This window comes from Myxococcales bacterium (assembly GCA_016717005.1).
Classification (GTDB): Bacteria; Myxococcota_A; Polyangia; order Haliangiales; family Haliangiaceae; genus UBA2376.
The window spans coordinates 1,510,795-1,528,811 of record JADJUF010000001.1 but is presented as its reverse complement, the minus strand read 5'-3'; the positions used below and the strand labels follow the sequence as shown (position 1 = coordinate 1,528,811).

The 18,017-nt window shown below is 72.2% G+C and carries 12 protein-coding genes; 7 read left to right on the top strand and 5 right to left on the bottom strand.

Translation table 11 applies throughout. The annotated features are described in order from the left end of the window. Positions 1-112: 112 nt before the first annotated feature. The 6 genes from IPL61_06445 (at position 113) to IPL61_06420 (ending at position 7,119) form a co-directional block, all read left to right on the top strand. Entirely contained in the window at positions 113-910 is a 798-nt protein-coding gene (locus tag IPL61_06445) for an AraC family transcriptional regulator (protein MBK9030968.1), read from the top strand. 745 nt (positions 911-1,655) lie between these two features. After that, positions 1,656-2,873, top strand: coding sequence for a DUF1016 family protein (locus IPL61_06440; protein MBK9030967.1), 1,218 nt, complete (start codon positions 1,656-1,658; stop codon positions 2,871-2,873). Continuing rightward, the gene (locus tag IPL61_06435; GenBank protein ID MBK9030966.1) at positions 2,870-4,468 is read left to right on the top strand and encodes a hypothetical protein; all 1,599 of its coding nucleotides are present in this window, start codon (positions 2,870-2,872) and stop codon (positions 4,466-4,468) included. The genes IPL61_06440 and IPL61_06435 overlap by 4 nt, the downstream gene beginning before the upstream one ends. Beyond that, positions 4,465-5,697, top strand: a complete 1,233-nt coding sequence (locus IPL61_06430; GenBank protein MBK9030965.1) for a hypothetical protein — start codon at positions 4,465-4,467, stop codon at positions 5,695-5,697. Before IPL61_06435 ends, IPL61_06430 begins: the two co-directional genes overlap by 4 nt. Continuing rightward, complete coding sequence (locus IPL61_06425; protein MBK9030964.1) at positions 5,694-6,830, top strand: hypothetical protein; 1,137 nt, start codon at positions 5,694-5,696, stop codon at positions 6,828-6,830. Before IPL61_06430 ends, IPL61_06425 begins: the two co-directional genes overlap by 4 nt. A 67-nt stretch (positions 6,831-6,897) precedes the next feature. Next, positions 6,898-7,119, top strand: a complete 222-nt coding sequence (locus IPL61_06420; protein MBK9030963.1) for a transposase — start codon at positions 6,898-6,900, stop codon at positions 7,117-7,119. 388 nt (positions 7,120-7,507) lie between these two features. Here the strand turns inward: IPL61_06420 and IPL61_06415 are convergent, their stop codons facing one another. From IPL61_06415 to IPL61_06400, 4 genes are all read right to left on the bottom strand, one after another. Further along, positions 7,508-10,246 (bottom strand): cation-translocating P-type ATPase, encoded by a 2,739-nt coding sequence (locus tag IPL61_06415; protein ID MBK9030962.1) that lies wholly within the window; start codon positions 10,244-10,246, stop codon positions 7,508-7,510. Positions 10,247-10,509: 263 nt separating this feature from the next. Beyond that, positions 10,510-11,433 (bottom strand): FHA domain-containing protein, encoded by a 924-nt coding sequence (locus tag IPL61_06410; protein ID MBK9030961.1) that lies wholly within the window; start codon positions 11,431-11,433, stop codon positions 10,510-10,512. A gap of 16 nt (positions 11,434-11,449) precedes the next feature. After that, positions 11,450-12,694 (bottom strand): protein kinase, encoded by a 1,245-nt coding sequence (locus tag IPL61_06405; protein ID MBK9030960.1) that lies wholly within the window; start codon positions 12,692-12,694, stop codon positions 11,450-11,452. A gap of 395 nt (positions 12,695-13,089) precedes the next feature. Further along, entirely contained in the window at positions 13,090-14,322 is a 1,233-nt protein-coding gene (locus IPL61_06400; GenBank protein ID MBK9030959.1) for a metallophosphoesterase, read from the bottom strand. 170 nt (positions 14,323-14,492) lie between these two features. Here IPL61_06400 and IPL61_06395 point away from each other — a divergent pair, with 170 nt between their 5' ends. Beyond that, on the top strand, positions 14,493-15,668 hold the full coding sequence (locus IPL61_06395) for an MBL fold metallo-hydrolase (protein ID MBK9030958.1): 1,176 nt from the start codon (positions 14,493-14,495) through the stop codon (positions 15,666-15,668). A 3-nt stretch (positions 15,669-15,671) separates the two neighbouring features. Here the strand turns inward: IPL61_06395 and IPL61_06390 are convergent, their stop codons facing one another. Beyond that, positions 15,672-17,906, bottom strand: coding sequence for an OmpA family protein (locus IPL61_06390; GenBank protein MBK9030957.1), 2,235 nt, complete (start codon positions 17,904-17,906; stop codon positions 15,672-15,674). Between the last annotated feature and the right edge of the window lie 111 nt (positions 17,907-18,017).

The window sequence follows — 18,017 nt, the reverse complement described above, 5'->3', positions numbered from 1 at the left end:
CTGGCCACGTGTTAGCTTGCGCCACGTGAACACCTCCGACCTCGCGCTACGGGCCGAGCGCTACCTGCCAGCTCGGGAGCACTCAGAATCCGGCGTGGATGTGGCGAGCCCCATGCCCGGGTTGCTGCTCCTACGCCACCTCCGGCCGACGACGCTCGAGGCCACGATCTATGAGCCCGTGATCTGCCTGATCTTGCAAGGGGAGAAACAGACGATCCTCGGCGAACGTAGCGTTCGCTTTGGTGCCGGCGAGTCCCTGATCGTCAGCCACACGCTCCCGGTCGTGTCTCGGATCACCAAGGCCAGCAGCGCCGTTCCCTACCTCGCACTGATCTCGTCGATCGACCTGTCCCGCCTACGCAGCCTTCATCACGAGCTCGGAGACGTCGTTCTCACTCCTGCGGGCGCGCGTTCCCTCGAGGTAGGCAAGACCGATCTCGCGCTGCTCGACGCCTTCGCTCGCTACCTGTCGCTTGCCGACGAGCCGATCGCGGCGCGTGTGCTCGCGCCTCGGGTCCTCGACGAGATCCACGTTCGGCTGCTGCTCGCGCCGCACGGCGCCATGCTGCATCAGGTGATCGCCCACGACAGTCAAGCGCGCGGTGTCGGGCGTGCCATCGAACACATCCGTCGCGAGTTCAAGCAGAGCCTGGCCATGAGCGATCTCGCCAAGCTTGCCGGCATGAGCACGTCGAGCTTTTACAAGCACTTCAACTCGATCGCGGCGACTTCACCCCTGCAGTACCAGAAGGACCTGCGCCTCCTCGAGGCCCGCCGCCTCCTGCGGACCGAGGGCTACACTGTTTCGGGTGCGGCGTACGAGGTCGGCTACGAGAGCCCGACGCAGTTCAGTCGCGAGTACGCGCGCAAGTTCGGCCAGCCGCCTCGGGCCGAGATCGCGACTACCTGAGCGCGCGAGTGCCGACCGCATTCGTCGCGGGACGGAGCGAATCCGGGGGAGTGTCCCGGCCCGCCGCACGGAACCTCTCGGATTCGCATCGATTCGCATTTTCGGGACGGTGCGAGCGGAGCGAGCCCGTCCCGCCGAGAGCAGTGCGAACGGGTTAGCAAGCAGCGCCGAATGCGGAGCCATTTCATCGGTCGTGCGAACTTCGCCGACTGGACAGTGAACAGCGGCCTCGCGGAGCGATCCTCGAGGCCGCTTCTTCTTCTCCCCGACAGTTCCGCGGCTTTGCGCGTTCGACGACCACGACGCGCGCGTGGACAGCGTTCGCGCAGAGAGCGAAGAGCGCGCTCGCGAGCGCTCGATTCTCCCGCGCGGGACAGCGTTTCGGCGTCGGACTCTGTCCACAGGGGAGAGAGAGACCGAGCGCGTTTAACAGATCGGCCCCTTCGGGCGGGACGGGTCGGCGAACGTTCAACTGACCACCCCCGCGAGAGCGCCGACAGGCTCTCCGTCGTCGCGCGCGAGGTCCCCTCTGCGACGTCGTTCGCGCTCTTTCCGTCTGGTGTCCGCCACGGTGGTGGCGTATAAAGTCGACGAAGAGAGAGAAACAAAGAGCGCAACGACGCCCAACGCTCGGTCTTTCGGGGACTTGCGCGGGGCCTTCTCCATCGGGTCACCAGCGCATGAGCGAGCACCGTCCAGCACCGGAAGAACACCACGCGCGCGTCGCGGCGAGCCGGGTGGCGTCGTGAAGAAGCCGCCTCGCAAGAAGGCCGTCGCGGCGACGAAGCCAGCGACCGCGAGCCACGAGGATGCGCTGTTCGCTCGCGTCGTCGACATCATCGAGGCGGCGCGCGGTCACGTCGCGCGCTCGGTCAACACGGCGACGGTGCAGGCGTACTGGCTCATCGGGCGCGAGATCGTCGAGGTCGAGCAGCACGGCGAGAAGCGCGCCGGCTACGGCGACGAGGTCATCGAGCGGCTCGCGCAGCGCCTCGCCGCGAGCGTGGGCCAGGGCTTCGGCGCTCGAACCCTGCGGCGCATCCGGCAGTTCTACGTCACCTACCCCGAAGGCTCCGCGCTGCCGCCCGAGCTGGGTGGGCCGGCGAAACGGACAGCGGCGCTGTCCAAATCAAAGCCCGAGAAGATTCGGACAGCGGCGCTGACCAAATCTGCGGGCGTGCCCGCGCCCTTTCCTCCTCACCTCGGCTGGACGCACTACCTCGTGCTGCTGCGGGTGACGAGCCCCACCGCGCGCGCGTTCTACGAGATCGAGGCCGCGCGCGAGAGCTGGGCGAGCCGGGAGCTGGAGCGGCAGATCGCGTCGCTCCTCTTCGAGCGGCTCGCCAAGAGCCGCGACAAGGAGAAGGTCCTCGCGCTCGCGCGGCGCGGACACGAAGTCGAGGTGCCCGCCGACGTCCTGAAGGACCCGTTCGTGCTCGAGTTCCTCGGGCTCGACGAGCGGGCGCACTGGCGCGAGCGAGATCTCGAGCAGGCCATCATCGATCGCATCGAGGGCTTCCTCCTCGAACTGGGCAAGGGCTTCTGCTTCGTCGCGCGGCAGAAGCGCGTGACGCTCGAGGGCGATCACTTCTACGTCGACCTCGTCTTCTACAACCGCCTGCTCCGCTGCTTCGTGCTCGTCGATCTCAAGCTCGGCAAGCTCACGCACCAGGACCTCGGGCAGATGCAGATGTACGTGAACTTCTTCGACCGCTTCCAGCGCGCGGAGCACGAGGCGAAGACCATCGGCATCGTCCTCTGCTCGGAGAAGAACGACGCGATGGCGAAGATCACCCTGCCCGAGAACAACGAGCAGATCCTCGCCGCGCGCTACCAGATGTACCTGCCCACGGAGGAGGAGCTGCGCGTCGAGCTGGCCCGCGAGCGCGAGGCTGCGGAGCGCGCGCTACGGCTCGAGGCGAGTGTGAACGGCGATGCCAAAGGCTCGGGGTCGTCGCGATGAAACGACGACCCGCGCCTGCCGAGCCCGCGCAGAGCGACGTCGACGCGGCGCTGGCCGTACTGTCCGCTGATGCTCTTCGCGAGGTCGTGCGCGACATGTTGCTCGAGCTGGACGACAAGGCTCACAGCAGCGCAATCAGCTCCATGATTCAGCGTGCGGCGCGCGCCGGCTCTGGATGGGCGCCAGCGGCGCTCAGCGACGACAAGGTGGCCGAGGCCCTCGCCTTCGCGAAAGCGGCCGAGCGAGTCGGGCACGCGGATCCCTCCGAGGTGGACGAGCACCTTCGCCGTGCGTCCGGCGCGTTCCTCCGGAAGGATTACTCTGCGGCCCACCGCATCTTTGGTGCGCTGCTGCGACCCATCGGCGACGGAGAGATCGACCTCGGGCAGCACGAGATGGTCGACGAGGTGCTCGGCGCCGACACCACCGCGTGCGCAGCCCAGTACGTTGTCTCGACCTACATGCTCTCGCCTCCGGCAGAGCGCGTCGCCGCGGTCCGAGCCGCGATCGCCGAGGTGCAGGGGCTAGGTCACTTCTGGGAGCCCATCCAGGAGCTGGAGCGCGTAGCCGTGGAGCCGCTTCCCGGCCTCAAGGACTTCATGCCGGGGTGGCGTACGCTCATTGCGCAGAAGCCCTCCGAGAACCGCAATCGCGACTGGGACACGGACGAGGACCGATGGCTCCGCGAGGTCGTCCAACGCATGGACGGCTCCGAGGGGCTGGCGAAGATCGCGCGGACAACGAAGCGCGCCGACGATCTCCGTGCGTGGTGCAAGAGCCTGGTCGACGCCGGCGACTGGAAGGCCGCGCTTCCGGCGTTCGAGGAGGCTGCCGGGCTCGTGGCGGACAAGGACTACGCGCGAGGCGAGTTGCTCGACGGCGCCGCGCTGGCGGCGCAGCACCTCGGGCGCAAAGACCTCTCAACATGGCTCGAGCGTGCCTGTCGCGCGGGGCCGAGCATGCTGCGCCTTCGCCGCTGGCTCGGTTCGGCGGGCAGCAAGGCGACCTTGCGAAGGCGGGCGTCGGAGGCGCTTCTCGCGTGCCCGAAGCAAGCGGCCCGGCAGCGTGCGTTCCTCCACGTTCTTCAAGGCGAGTTCGAGCCGGCGGCGAAGCTCCTGGCAGCGGCGCCCGGTCTGGGTTGGTCCGATGGCGAGCATCCTGGGCATCTGCTGTTTCCGCTGTTCACGCGGCTGTTGGGCGGAAAGAAGGCGACTTCACGGCGCACAGAGCTGATGGGGTACCGTGGGATGGAGCTCGAGGAACTCGAGGCCATGTCGGCCGACGAGAACGAGCCGCGTCTCGCCGCGCCGGAGGTCGACAAGCTCCTGGAACTGGCGGGCATTTCCACCGTCCCGAACCTCGAGACCCGGAGCGCCGTCGTCGCGGCGATGCGAAAGGCCGCGGAGAGTCGGCTGGCTGGAGTCACAGAGCAGAAGCGGCGCCGCCACTATGGCCACGCTGCCGAGCTCGTCGGGGCCTGCGTCTCGTGTGACCCCTCGACGGACACGGCTCGTTGGGTTGCTGCGCTGAGGGCCGAGCACAAGAGGTTCCCTGCTCTTCGCGCCGAGCTCGACCGAGCCTTGGGTGCACCATGAGCGCGAAGCGATCGACGCCGGGTGCCGAGCCGCACAAGTGGGAGTTCAAGGCGCGATTCCGCCGGCACGCGTTCGGCTGGAAATCGCAGCCGGCGATCACGCGGATCAAGCAGGCGGTCGCCGAGATCAAGAAGGTCGCCAAGAAGGAGCCTGTGCTCGCCGCCGAGGGGGCCATCGCCTTCCTCGAGCGCGTGTCGCCCGCGCTCGAGCACGTCGACAGTTCGTCGGGCTCCATCGGTACGGCAGTTGGCAACGCCATCGGGGAGCTGGTGCCGATCATCGCCGACGCACCCGCCGACGCGAAGACCCGCGACGCCTGGCTCGAGCGGCTGTTCGAGGCGCATCAAGCCGATCAGATCCCGTACATCGAGCGGCTCGCCGATCACTGGGGCGAGCTGTGCGCTTCGAAGGAGGTCGCGTCCGCGTGGGCGGACAAGCTCGTCGGGATCACGCGCATGGCGCTGAGCCCGGACAAGAACCTGCGCGGTCACTTCCACGGGACCTCGGCGTGCCTGAGCGCGCTCTACCGTGCCGAGCGCTTCGATGAGCTCGTCGAGCTGCTGCGCGTCGACACAATCTGGCCGTACAAGCAGTGGGCGGTGCGGGCGATGGCTGCGAGCGGCAAGAAGGCCGAGGCCCTTCGCTACGCCGAGTCCTGCCGAAGCCCCTGGGCGAGCGACTACGAGGTCGACTCGGTGTGCGAGGACATCCTCCTCTCGTCGGGCCTGATTGACGAGGCCTACACCCGCTACGGCGTCCGCGCGAACCAAGGCGGCACGTACCTCGCGACGTTCCGCGCCGTCTCGAAGAAGTACCCGCACAAGGCGGCGGGTGAAGTCCTCGCCGACCTCGTGAAGACCACGCCTGGTGACGAGGGCAAGTGGTTCGCGGCGGCAAAGGACGCGGGTCTCTACGACGAGGCGCTCGCCCTCGCGAGCCGCACGCCGTGTGATCCGAAGACGCTCGCGCGCGCTGCACGCGACTACACCGAGAAGCAGCCGGCCTTCGCGGTCGGTGCGGGGCTCTTGTCGCTGTACTGGCTGGTGCAGGGATACGGCTACGAGATCACGAGCGTCGACGTGTGGGACGCGTACCGGGCGACGCTCGCGGCCGCGGAGCGCCACGGCAGCGCGGCCGAGGTGAGGGAGCGCGTTCGAAAGATGGTCGCGGCAGAGGGCGCGGGCGAGCGCTTCGTGACGAAGGTGCTCGGCAGGGAGCTGGGGCTGTGACTCGCCCGCGCGATCGACGCCTTCCGTCCACCCTCTCGGAGGAGGAGGTCCGCCTCCTCACGCGGCCGACCGAGCTGCCACCGCAGCCCTGGCGGTACACCATCACGCCCAACCTCGTCGACAGCCTGGTCCGCATCGCGGACGCCGCGGGCCAGATGACGGCGGCCCCGCTCTCGTTCTACCGGCGCAAGGAGCTGGAGGCGCGGGCCAAGGCGATGCGCATCCTCTGGGTCGTCGGTTGGAGCTGGAGGAGCGTGAAGGCCGAAGAGGTCGAGGCTGTGCTCGGCGGCGCGCGCCTCGTCGACAAGCGCGAGCCCATCGCCGAGGCGATCCGTCGCGCAGCGATCGTCGAGGATGCGCTCGCCCACTACTCGACAGCGCGAGGTAGCTCCGACAACCGGCTCACGCCGGAGCTAGCCATGGCGTACGAGCGCGCCAGCCAGGGCACGTCCAGTCTGAGGGAGGCGCGTTGGCTGGCGTATTCGATGCGTGAGCGGGGCAAGCTCCTCGACCTCAACAAGGATGCGAGCAAAGTGCCGCCATCGATAAAGGCGATGTTCGACTGGACGAACCAGGACCCGCTCGTGTCCAGGTCGGCCGTACTGCGCGCCGCGACGTTCTACTGGGGGCTGAAGCTGCTGTATCCCGCGTGGCGCTCCGTCGGCGTCGTCCTGCACCACGAGCTACGCGCGGGGCGCGTCGACGCCAACGGGCTCTTGATGCTGACCGAAGCGACGGTGGCGCAGCGCGAGCTTCTCGACACGGCGCGGATCAATCTGCTCGAGACTGACGAAGGCGACCTCACGAAGTACTTCGAGCTGTTCACCTCGGCGCTGCTGCGCGTCCTCAGGGAGCGGCTCGAGGCGCTCGGGCGCGTGCGGGACAACGAAGCGCACCTGCCATGGAAGGTCGTCGCGCCGCCCGACGCGCTCGACGCGCATCTCTACGAGGTGGTCGAGCGGTTCGGGCAGGCGGGCAGCGCGGCGATCGTGGCGGGGCTCGGGAAGAACGCGCCGCCTCTGCGCACCGTGCAGCGGCGGCTGCAGAAGCTGGTCAGCGACGGGGTGCTCGCCAAGCGCGGGGCGCGGAAGAACGCGGTCTACACGCTGGCTGGGCGAGATGGGAGCGGGTGATGGGTGAGCCTCCCCCGATCTTGTGGACACCCATCATCCCTCTCCCGCCATGATGCATGAGGTGTCCATGAGCCCGACCAAGAAGCAGAAGCGCCCGCGGCGCGCGTTCACGCCCGAGTTCAAGGCCGAGGCGGTGCGCATCGTGCGCACCACCGGCAAGAGCGTGCACGTCGTGGCCCGCGAGCTCGACCTCACGAGACCTGCCTGCGCGCCTGGGTCCAGCAGGCTGGGGTCGACGAGAAGCAAGACCCGCGTGGTGCGCTCACGACCGACGAGCGCGCTGAGCTGACACGCTTGCGACGCGAGTTGCGCGCTGTCGAGATGGAGCGCGACTTTCAAAAACACGGCTGCGTACTTCGCGAGGAACCAATCGTGAAGTACGCCGTCATCACCGCGTGCGCCGCCGAGTACGCCGTCGCGTTCATGTGCCGCGTGCTGGGCGTGGCTCCGTCGGGCTACTACGAGTGGCGCGCGCGCCCGGTCTCGGACCGCGCCCGGCGCGACCAGGTGCTCACGACGCACGTGCGCGCGGCGTTCACGGCGAGCAAGGGGTGTCCACGAAAGCAGATCAAGCTCACCCCTTGTGCTGCGCGACCGTCCTCGAGCAGCGACTCGATGCACGTCGGTGGTTGGCCCACTACGGCGGCTGACGCGGACACCCGCCAGCGACGTGAGCATCACGCCGGCGCGACGCCGTGGCCGGCGCGCGCGCGGCGGACCTGCTTGACGACCTCGAACCAGAGCACGCAGACCAGGCCGGCGCCGAGGCTGAGCAGCAGGTCCGTCAGGTGCAACGGCGCGAAGTGGAAGAAGCGGCGCGCGACCGGGACCAGGATCGCGACGCCGAGGAAGCTGATCGCGCCCAGCAGCACCCAGCGCACGGCCGGGTTCGGGACCCGGAACATCGCCACGGCCGACCGGACCCAGGAGCGGTTGACGAGGATGACGACGACGAGCGCGACCACCAGCGTGACGAACGTCAGCGCGCGCGCCGCGTCATCCGCGTGGTCCCGCCGCGCCAGCAGGAAGGCGCCCAGGCACACCGCGAGGACGCTGAACCCCTGCAGCAGGGCGATGCCGAGCGTCTCGCGCGAGAACAGGCCGACGTCGCGCTCGCGCGGCGGCCGGCGCATGACGTCGGCCTCGGCCTGCTCGGCCTCGAAGATGAGCGTGCACGCGGGGTCGATGATCAGCTGCAGGAAGGCGATGTGCACCGGCAGGATCAGGAGCGGCCAGTCGGCGAAGAAGACCGGCAGCATCGACAGGCCGGCGATGGGGACGTGCACGGCCACGATGAACACGATGGCCTTCTTGATGTTGTCGTAGATGCGCCGTCCGAGCTTCACGGCCGCGACGATCGACGAGAAGTCATCGTCGAGGAGCACCAGCGAGGCCGCCTCGCGGGCGACGTCGGTCCCGCGCCCGCCCATCGCGATGCCGATGTGCGCCGCCTTCAAGGCGGCGGCGTCGTTGACCCCGTCGCCGGTCATCGCGACCACCTCGTCGTTGGCCTTGAGCGCGTTGACGATGCGCAGCTTCTGCTCCGGCACGACGCGGGCAAAGATCTGGACGTGCGCGACCCGCCGCGCGAGCTCGTCGTCAGCCATGCCGTCGAGATCGGCGCCGGTGAGCACCGTCTCACAGGCGGTGAGGCCCGCGTGGCGCGCGATGCTCTGGGCGGTCGCGGGGTAGTCCCCGGTGATCATCACGACGCGGACCCCGGCGGTCAGACACTCGGCGACCGCGCCGGGCACCGCCGGCCGCAGCGGGTCCTCGAAGCCCAGCAAGCCGACGAGCTCGAGGGCCAGATCGTGGTGCTGGTCGGGCAGGCGGTCCACGCGGGTCGCGCCGCGGGCGACGCCGAGCACGCGCAGGCCCTGCGCGGCGAGGCTCAGCACCTGGCCCGCCAGCGCGTCGCGTTGCGCGGGCCCGAGATGGCAGAGGTCGGCGATGGCCTCGGGCGCGCCCTTGGTGGACACCACGACGTCGTCGCCGTCGCCGCTGCTCCAGGCGTGACTGACCGCCAGCAGGCCCGGCGTCAACGGGTACTCGCGCGCCAGCGACCAGCTCGGATGGAGATGCTCCGTGTCCTTGATCAGTTGATCGCCCGCCTCGTGGAGCGCGCGCTCCATCGGATCGAACGGGTCGCGCTTGCTCGCCAGGATCGCGTGCTCGAGGAGCCCGTGCAGCTCCTCCGGCAGCTCCGCGGCGAGCCCGGCGAGATCCGTGGCCTCGCCGCCGATCGCGAGCGTGCGCAGCGTCATCTGGTTCTGCGTGAGGGTGCCGGTCTTGTCGACGCAGAGCACGGTGGCGGCGCCCAGCATCTCGATCGCCGGCATCCGGCGCGTGAGCACCCGGCTGCGCGACAGGCGCCAGGCGCCCAGCGCGAGGAAGATCGTGAGCACGACCGGGAACTCCTCGGGCAAGATGGCCATCGCCATCGCGATGCCAGCGAGGAAGCCTTGCTCCCACGCGCCGGCGCCGCCGCCGCGCGTGAGCGCGAAGGCCACCACCACGACGCCGCAGGCCCCGAGCCCGGCGATCGCGAGCATCCGGACGATGCGCCGCGTCTCGGTCTGCAGCATCGTCGGCTCCTCGGTGGTCTGCGCGAGCGCCTTGCCGATCTTGCCGAGCTCGGTCCGCGGGCCGGTCGCGGCGATCTCGACGATGCCCTGGCCCGAGGTCACCAGCGTCCCCGAGAACACCGAGGGTAAGTCGTCACCGCCAGGGCGTTCGAGGGCGCGCGCCTCGGCCGCAGCCACCTTGCGGACGGGCACCGACTCACCGGTCAGCAGCGACTCGTCCGCGGCCAGGTGCAGCGTCTGCCGGAGCAGCCCGTCGGCCGGCACGCGATCGCCTTCGGTGAGGACCACGAGGTCGCCCGCGACGACCTCACGCCCCGCGATCCGCCGGCGGTGGCCGTCGCGGATCACGAGGGCGCGCGGGCTCGAGAGATCGCGGAGCGCCTCGAGCGCGTGCTCCGTGCGGCGGGCCTGGACGATCGTGATCGTCATGACCACGAACACGAAGCCGAGCAGCATCAGCGCGTCGGCCGGCTCCCCGAGGAGCAGGTACACGACGCCCGCGGCGACGAGCATGAGGAACATGGGCTCGCGCACCACCTCGAGCACGATGGCGAGCAGGTTGCGGTGCTGCTGGGCCGGCAGCTCGTTCGGTCCGTCCTGCTCCAGCCGCGCGCGCGCGTCCGCCTCCGACAGGCCGACGAGGTCCTCGAGCTGGAGCACGTCGGCGACGGCCGGGCCGCGCGCGTCCCGCGAGCCGCTCGGCGGGTCGCTCACGTCGGCGCCCTCGACGGTCGCCGCGGGCGTCGCTCGCGTGGGGGCATCATCAACGGCGACGCTGGCATGGTGCAGCCACACACGTAAGCACGACGTGGGCCGGGCGCATCGGCGCATGCCGCTCGGTCGAGCGGGCCTCGCGACATCGTGGCGGACGGGCCCGCGCAGCCCTGACGCGGCGAGGTGGCCTCGCGCGCAAGGCCTGCGCCATCACGAGGTCATGCGGGCACAAGGTTCGTCCGCCGCGGCCAGCGAGCGCCGGCAGGCGCGCCCCACGTGAGGCGCTTTGACACAGCCCGGCGCACAACGCCGGACGCGCACGACCGTCACGCGCCCGGCCAGCGCGGGCGCCAGCGCGTGTGGGGCTCGCACAGAACCGATCATCCGCGCGGACCGACCCGGTAGCCGAGGTGGCGGCGCGACTCGATCTCCAGATCGGCGCGAGCGTCGGCGAGCAGCCGGCGGACCCGTCGGACCAGCTGCTTGACGTGGTCGGCGTGGGGCCGCACCGAGTCCCACGGCAGGGCGCCGAGGAGCGCGGTCGTCGCGACGAACCCGCGCCGCTCGGGTGGGGCCTGCGCGTCCTCGCGCCGACGGCGGCACAGCGCGCGCAGGAGCTCGAGCTGCATCCAGGTCAGGCAGACCTCGGGCCGACCATCGGCGAACACGATCAGGCCCGCGCCGCTGGGCGTCTCGACCAGCTCGAGCGAATCGCCGAGCGCCTCGGGCGGCGCCGCGGCGTGCAAGGTCGCGGTCGCGTGGTCGCGGTTGCCGGGGAGGCCGGCGGTCGACCGGGCCGTCTCGACGAAGAACATCGCGACGTCGCCGAACGCCACGCGCTGGCCCGGGCGCAGCTGGACCGGGCCGGTCACCGACGTCGCGCCGAGCCCCGAGCCGTTCGTGCTGCGGAGATCGGTCAGCCACCACCCGCCGGAGGTCCACGCGATCGTGGCGTGGTAGCGCGAGATCGTGCCGTGGAGGATCTGGAGCTCGGCGGCGAGCGCGCGCCCGATGGTGGTCGTGCGCGCGAGGGCGTGGTGGTTGCCCCACACGTCGACCAGCGCGGCGCCGGTCGACTCGGCGTGGACGACCGCGATCTGCTCGCTCGACATGCCGGCGGGCACGGTCAGCCGACGGAGGCAGCGCCGGCACACCAGCGCGCCCGTGAGGTCGCGGCGGCAGACCCCGCAGCCGGTGCCGGGCTCCCCGGGCGGTGGCGCGGCGTCGTCGTCGGGCGCGGCGGAGGCCGCGCGGTCGCGGTGCGCGGTCGGGACGGTCGACGCGGTGCGGCTGCGGCGGCTCATGCGTCGTCGCCCGCCGTCACACCCGGTTGAGCCGCGCGAACAGGTGCAGCGCCCGGTCGGGGATCGTGCCGCGGCTGATCCAAAGCACGACCTGCACGCGCGCCCGGCCCGTGCCGACGATGGCGCGGCGCTCGACCGGGTACGGCGCGGCCAGCGCCTGGTCCAGCACCTCGGCCAGGTCGGGGAACGCCTCGCCCAGGGTCGAGGTCGTGAGGTCGAGGTGCTCGATCTGCTCGGCCGGGACCGCGAGCATCTTGCAGAACGCCGCGTTGGCCGCGGTCACCTTGTGATCGAGCGAGATCACCGCCAGCGGGACCGCGGACTGCAAGAACGCGTCGAGCAACGGCTGCGCGCCCGCGCCGGGCGTGTGGCGCCGCTGGCGCAGGCCGAGCATCGCCATCGCGGTCTGGAGCTCGTAGCGGAACTCGCTGACGCGCTGGTGGCGCGCGGTCGGGCGCTTGGCGAGGGCGCGCACGACCAGCGCCTCGAGCCGCTCGTCGACCGGCTCGCCGCGGCGGTCCGCGAGCGTCGGCGGCGGCTGCTGCAGGTGGGCCTCGAACACCTGCCGCAGCTCACCGGTGAACGGCGGCGCGCCGGTGAGCAGCTCGAACGCGACCGCGCCGAGCGCGTAGACGTCGGCGGCGACGGTCGCGGGGCCGCCGGTGATCCGCTCGGGCGCCAGGTAGGGCGGCGTGCCCGACAGCGGCTCGTCGCGATCGCTCCGGCCGATCCGACGGGCCAGCCCGAAGTCGAGCAGCTTGACGACGGCGCGGCGTCGGCCGTCGTGGGTCTCGGTCACGACCATCATGTTCTCGGGCTTGAGGTCGCCGTGCACGACGCCGCGCTGGTGGATGTGCTCGAGCGCATCTGCGATCTGGCGCAGGTACTCGCACGCGCGGATCAACGGCAGGCGCGCGCGTGGGTCGAGCGGCGCGCCCTCGAGGAGCTCCATGACCATGAACGCGCCCAGCTCGACGTCGTCGCCGTAGTCGGTCACCGACACGATGTTGGGGTGGGTCATCGAGCTCGCGAGCCGGGCCTCGTCCATGAACTGGGCGCGGAGGCGCTCCTCCTCGCGGAACGTCGGCGCCATGACCTTGAGCGCGAACGCGCGCCCGAGCTTGCGGTGGTACGCGCGGTAGACGCGGCCCATGCCGCCTTCGCCGAGGGCGCCGTCGAGGATGTAGCGCCCGGCGACCACCGGGCGCGCGAGGTCGACCGGCGGCGGTGGGAGCGGGGTGGCGTCGATATCGAAGACCATGATCGAGGCTGCTTCCTATCTAGTCACCCCAGGGGCGTGAGCGTCGCGGTGAACCTGGGTAAGCGTCGGTTATGAGCCCGGCGCGAGTTGTCGTCGAGACATCGGTGGCGCGGGGCGTGCGCGCCTGCGTCGACGGTTGCGTCGGTCGAGCACCGGCCCCCGTCGACGTGGGGCGCGGGCGTTGGACGCGGCGACCCGTCGACCATGCACCGCGCGGGGGTGATCGCGGGTGAGGCGCGGGGTAGCTCCCGCGCGCCGCGCGTCGCCTCGCCGCAGCGCGGGCGCCGCTCGAACCGGACCGGCGCGTCGCGCGGAGCCGCCGCCGCGTCGGCGCGGTCAGGCGCCGCTCGATCCGGACCCGCGCGCCGCGCGGAGCCGTCGCCGCGTCGGCGCGGTCAGCCGCCGATCGATCCGGCCCAGCGCACCGCGCCGTCCTCGGCCACCAGCTCCTCGGTCAGCGTCGGGCCGGCCAGGCGCACGCGCGCGAAGCCGTTGGTGACGCGCTCGGGCAGGTCGGCGTCGTGGGCCGACACCGACTCGGACCACAGCGCGGCCTTCGAGCCGTGGAACATCGTCGCGTCGCCGTAGGGGATCGCGCCGTGGCCGACGCAGCGCGGCCGGCAGCCCTCGTGCGGCGCGTAGACCACGCCGTTGTGCTGGTGGCCCCAGTACCAGGCGACCGGCGGCTTGCCGAGGCCGAGCACGACCTGTTGCCACAGCGCGGTCGTCGCGGTGCCCGCGAGGTTCAGGCCCTCGTGGTGCGAGACCACGACGATCTTGCGATCGCCGGCGGCGGCGGCCTGCGCGCGCAGGAACGCGAGCTGGCCCTCGTCGAGCGCGCCGTCGAGGTACAGGTGGCTGGTCGAGAAGTACGCGGTGTCGAGGCCGATGATCAGCCAGGCGCGGTTGCGCAGCGCCACGTACGAGCAGCCGCCCTGCAGCGCGAACGGCGCCGGCGCCGCGAGGGCGGCGAAGTAGGCCCGGGCGCCGTCGTACATCTCGTGGTTGGAGTTGAGCGTGACCGAGCCGAGGCGGCCGCTCGGCCACAGCGCGACCAGCTTGGCGCGCTCCTCGTCGCTGGTGCCGGCGTAGTACACGTCGCCGAGGTGGATCGTGTAGTCGGGGGCGCCGGCGGCGACCTGGCGGGCGACGCCCTCGGCGCCGGTGCCCGCGCGCCAGTAGCCGGTGCCCCAGTCGCCGACGATCGCCAGCGTGGCGTCGTCGGCGATGTCGACCACCCGCGGCGCGCGCACGAACGGCGCGCGGTCGTGGCGGTGCTCGAGGTAGTGGATCAGCGCCTCGGTCCAGCCCGGATCGAGGTTCTCGTAGGTGCCGACGCCCCAGAGCTCGCCGTCGGCGCTGACGTGGACCGGCAGCCGCCCCTCGACGCGCGCGCCGGTCAGGGCCGCGCGCTGATCGAGGCTGGCGACGTCGTCGTGGAGCGCGGCCCAGGCGCCGGCGGCGGACGCGAGGCCGGCGTGCTCGGCCTGGCCGTCGAGCACCGCGCTGGCCTCGGCGTGGGCGGCCGCGAACAGCGCCGAGACCTCGTGCTTGATGCCGGGCGTGCGCGCCTCGGCGGCGTCGAGCGCGTCGCGCAGGCGATCGCCCAGTCCGGTCGTGATCGACATGGGTCCTCCAGGTGGAGGTCATGGATACCACCGGAGCCGGCGCGCTCGCGATCACCGCCGCGGGGTGACGCCGGGCGATCGGTCGCGGCGACGTCGCGCACGCGCGCGCGTGGCATGATGCGGCGGTGACGACGCACCCGCGCGGGCCGCTGATGGGCGCGGCGCTCGCGATGATCGCGGCGTGTCGGCCGCCGGCGCCGACGGTCCCCGGCCCGTCGGTCGTCGTCGCGCCGCACCGCCCCGACGAGCCCGACGCCCCCGATGGGCCTGACGGCCCCGGCCCGGTCGACCTGCCGCCCGCGGTCACGTGGCGGCCGATCACCCAGGTCGCCGACCTGCCGCGCGATCCGCCGGCGCCCGGGACCTGGCGCGTACACCTGATCGACGTCGGCACCGGCCTCGCGCTCTTGGTGCAGGGCGCCGACTTCAGGCTCTTGTACGACGCCGGCTCGGGCGACCCCGGCGAGCGGCCGGTGCGCGTGCTCGACTACCTCGCGGCCGCGATCGGGCCGTCAGGGGACGGGCAGTGCGCCAGCGCTGGCTCCGCCGCGCCGACCCGCCGCACGATCGATCATGTCGTGCTCAGCCACCCGCACCTCGATCACGGCTCGGCGCTCGACCTGGTGCTGCACTGCTACCAGGTCGACGACATCTGGGACTCGGGGCGCATCAACGACGCGGTGTTCTATCGCGACTTCCTGACCGGCGTGGCCGAGGCCAGCGGCGCGCGCTACCACACCGCCGCGCTGCCGCCCGCCGACCGCACGCTGGAGGTCAAGGGCCTGCCGGTGATCATCCCGACGACGGTCACCTGGGAGGTGTTCGATGAGGGCGATCGGATCGTCCTGGGCGCCGACGCGGCCATGACGATCCTGCACGCCGAGGCCAAGGCTCGGCCCGATCCCAACGAGAACACGATCGTGCTCGCGGTCGAGCTGGGGCGCACGCGCCTGCTCCTGGCCGGCGACGCCGAGTCGGGGCCGCGGGCCGATCCGTCGGCCGCGCTCGGTGACATCGAGGCGCACCTGGTCGAGGAGTTCGCGGCGGCGATCGACGCGGACATCCTGCAGGTCGGCCACCACGGCTCGAAGACCTCGAGCCGCGCGGCGTTCCTGGCGGCGGTGTCGCCGACCCTGGCGCTGGTCAGCGCCGGGCCCAAGCTCTACGGCGGCGTGCGCCTGCCCGACGACGAGGTCATCGCGGCGCTCGCGGCGGTCGGCGCGACCGTGCTGCGCACCGATCTGCACGACGCCACCTGCCCGGGCGCGCCGAAGATCGGCCCGGCCCGCGGGCCCGGCGGCTGCGAGTCGTGGCTGATCGACGTCGTCGATCGCCCCGCGCCGTGATCGCTACGGCGTCGTCAGCTGCTCGAGGCCGAGCGCCTCGATCGCGGTCTGCAGCCGGACCCGGGCCTCGACCTCGGCCGCGCGGTGGGTGGCGATCGTGCGCGCCAGCTGATCGGCGCGCGCGGTGAGCTCGGTCAGGCTCTTGAGCAGCCGCGCGCGGAGCTGCGCGGCCTCGGCGCCGGGCAGCTTGGCGACGGTGGTCAGCGAGCGCTCGAGGTCGCCGTTGTGCTCGGTGACGTCGGCCAGCGCGGTCTGGGCCGCGGCGGTGGCGGCCTCGGCGTCGGCCAGCGCCGCGCGGGCGCTGACCACGGCCCCGACCGCGGCCAGCACCGCCGGCGGCAGGTCGGCGCCGTCGACGTAGGCCGCCAGGTCGGTGGCGGCGTCGAGCAGCTGCAGCTCGCGCGTCACCGGCTGCCGCTCCTCGACCACCAGCACGCTGTCGCCGCCGGGCACGATCGGCAGCGCGATCAGGACGTCGTCGTCGCCGCGCTCGCTGCCAGGCGGCAGCTCGCCGAGCTGGTAGCCGACGGTCGGCACGTGGCGCAGGTAGATCGTCGCGGGCGCGGTGGCGCTGGCGGCGATCGTGTAGCGGGTCGTGCGCACGCGCGCGTTCTGCACCCGCGCGATCCCACGCGCGACCGCGACCAGGCGCTGCGGCCGCTCGTCGCCCGACACCTCGACCGTGACGCTGGTGCCGCCGTCGACCGCGTACGGGACGTAGGTGACCTGACCGCCGGGGGTGCGCGCGAGCACGCCCTCGCCGGCGAAGCTGCCCTCGGCGAACACCGCGACCGGCCCCGGCTCGACCGTGAGCTCGGCCGGCAGCGCGATCCGCGCCGCGCGGTACGGGTGACGGGCCGAGCCGGGCGTGCCGGCGTCGGGGCGGAACAGCAGCACGCCGGCGCCGGTGACCTCGCGCGACAGCACCGACACCAGCGTCGACGCGCCGCGCGGCACGGTCACGCGATCCGCGAGCTGCCAGCGCGCGGTGCCGGCGACCTCGACCGAGGTCCCGGCGGCGCCGGCCGTGCTCGCGAGCGCCCGCTGGTCGAGGGTGCGCGTCGGCGCCGACGGCCCGCGCTCGGCGCGGCGCTCGATCACCGCGAACTCGACCCGGCGGTTGTGGCTGGGATCGCGATCGATCGGGCTGGTGTCGCCGAACGGCCGCACCGTCAGCTGCTGCTGCACCCCGCGGTCGGCGAGCGCCGCGCGGATCGCCGCGGCCCGGCGGGCCGACAGGCCCCAGGGATCGGCCTCGCCCGCGGCGGCGTGGCCGGCTAGCTGGACCGTCTGGATCTCGGGGTTGCCGACCAGCGTCGCGGCGATCGCGTCAAGGATCGGCGCCGAGGACGGGGCTGGCGTCGTCGCGCCGGCGCCGAAGTAGATGCGCTCGAGGATCTGGATCTGGGCGTCGGTCACGATCACCCGGCCGCGGTCGGGGCAGCCGTCGTCGTCCTCGTAGCCGTTCCAGACCTCGGGCTCGTCGGGGCAGCGGTCGTCGACGTCGGGGATCCGGTCGCGGTCGTTGTCGGGGTCGGGGCAGCCGTCGTCCTCATCGAAGCCGTCGCGGTCCTCGGCGCCGAGCGGGCACTGGTCGTCGACGTCGGCGATGCCGTCGTGGTCCTCGTCGCTGGCGCCGCCGCGGGTGCGCGCCGCCGTCACGACCGCGGTCGCCGTCGGCGCCACCAGCGCGCCGGTGGCGTCGGGGCGCGGCACGAAGTGGGGCGTGCGCAGGTCGGTCGCGAACGACAGCGGCGCGCCGGTGGCCAGCGCCAGCTGCACGTGGTCCCAGCTCTCCTCGGAGACGTTGTCGATCATCGCCCAGGCCTGGAACAGGAGCGGGCCGCCGGCGCGCTCGGGCATCGCGACGCGGTAGGTGGTCTTCCACGCCGCGGTCGGCACCGCGTACGACACGATCAGATCGCGCACCGGCCGAGACAGCTCGATGTCGACGACGACGCGATCGCCGGTGGCCTGGTCGGGCGTCGGCAGCACCGCCGCGACCTGCTGGGCCTGGCCGTCGCGATCGACCACGGTCAGCGTCTTGATGACGTCGTCGACCTCGTGCGGCCGCAGCACCAGGCGCAGGTGGCGGTCGGGCAGGGCGCCGCGGCGCTCGAAGTGGCCGATGCCGTTCTGGAACAGCACCACGCGATCGAGGCGGAGCGCGTGGGGCGGCGGCGGGGCGGCGTGGGCGCAGGCCGAGGTGACCAGCGCGAGAGCGAGGAGGCGGCGCATGGTCGGGTAGTGGCGAGCCGGCGCGGCGCGGTTACAGCGCGTACGATGGCGCCGATGTCCGAGCCGCCCGAGCCGTCCGAGCCGTCCGATACAGCGCGCACGATGGCGCCG

Coding starts and splice junctions, on each gene's coding strand:
- IPL61_06395 (MBK9030958.1), top strand. CDS start 14,493: ATGATCGCGGCGTGTCGGCCGCCGGCGCCGACGGTCCCCGGCCCGTCG.
- IPL61_06390 (MBK9030957.1), bottom strand. CDS start 17,906: ATGCGCCGCCTCCTCGCTCTCGCGCTGGTCACCTCGGCCTGCGCCCAC.
- IPL61_06400 (MBK9030959.1), bottom strand. CDS start 14,322: ATGTCGATCACGACCGGACTGGGCGATCGCCTGCGCGACGCGCTCGAC.
- IPL61_06410 (MBK9030961.1), bottom strand. CDS start 11,433: ATGAGCCGCCGCAGCCGCACCGCGTCGACCGTCCCGACCGCGCACCGC.
- IPL61_06435 (MBK9030966.1), top strand. CDS start 2,870: ATGAAACGACGACCCGCGCCTGCCGAGCCCGCGCAGAGCGACGTCGAC.
- IPL61_06405 (MBK9030960.1), bottom strand. CDS start 12,694: ATGGTCTTCGATATCGACGCCACCCCGCTCCCACCGCCGCCGGTCGAC.
- IPL61_06420 (MBK9030963.1), top strand. CDS start 6,898: ATGAGCCCGACCAAGAAGCAGAAGCGCCCGCGGCGCGCGTTCACGCCC.
- IPL61_06430 (MBK9030965.1), top strand. CDS start 4,465: ATGAGCGCGAAGCGATCGACGCCGGGTGCCGAGCCGCACAAGTGGGAG.
- IPL61_06415 (MBK9030962.1), bottom strand. CDS start 10,246: ATGCGCCGATGCGCCCGGCCCACGTCGTGCTTACGTGTGTGGCTGCAC.
- IPL61_06445 (MBK9030968.1), top strand. CDS start 113: ATGCCCGGGTTGCTGCTCCTACGCCACCTCCGGCCGACGACGCTCGAG.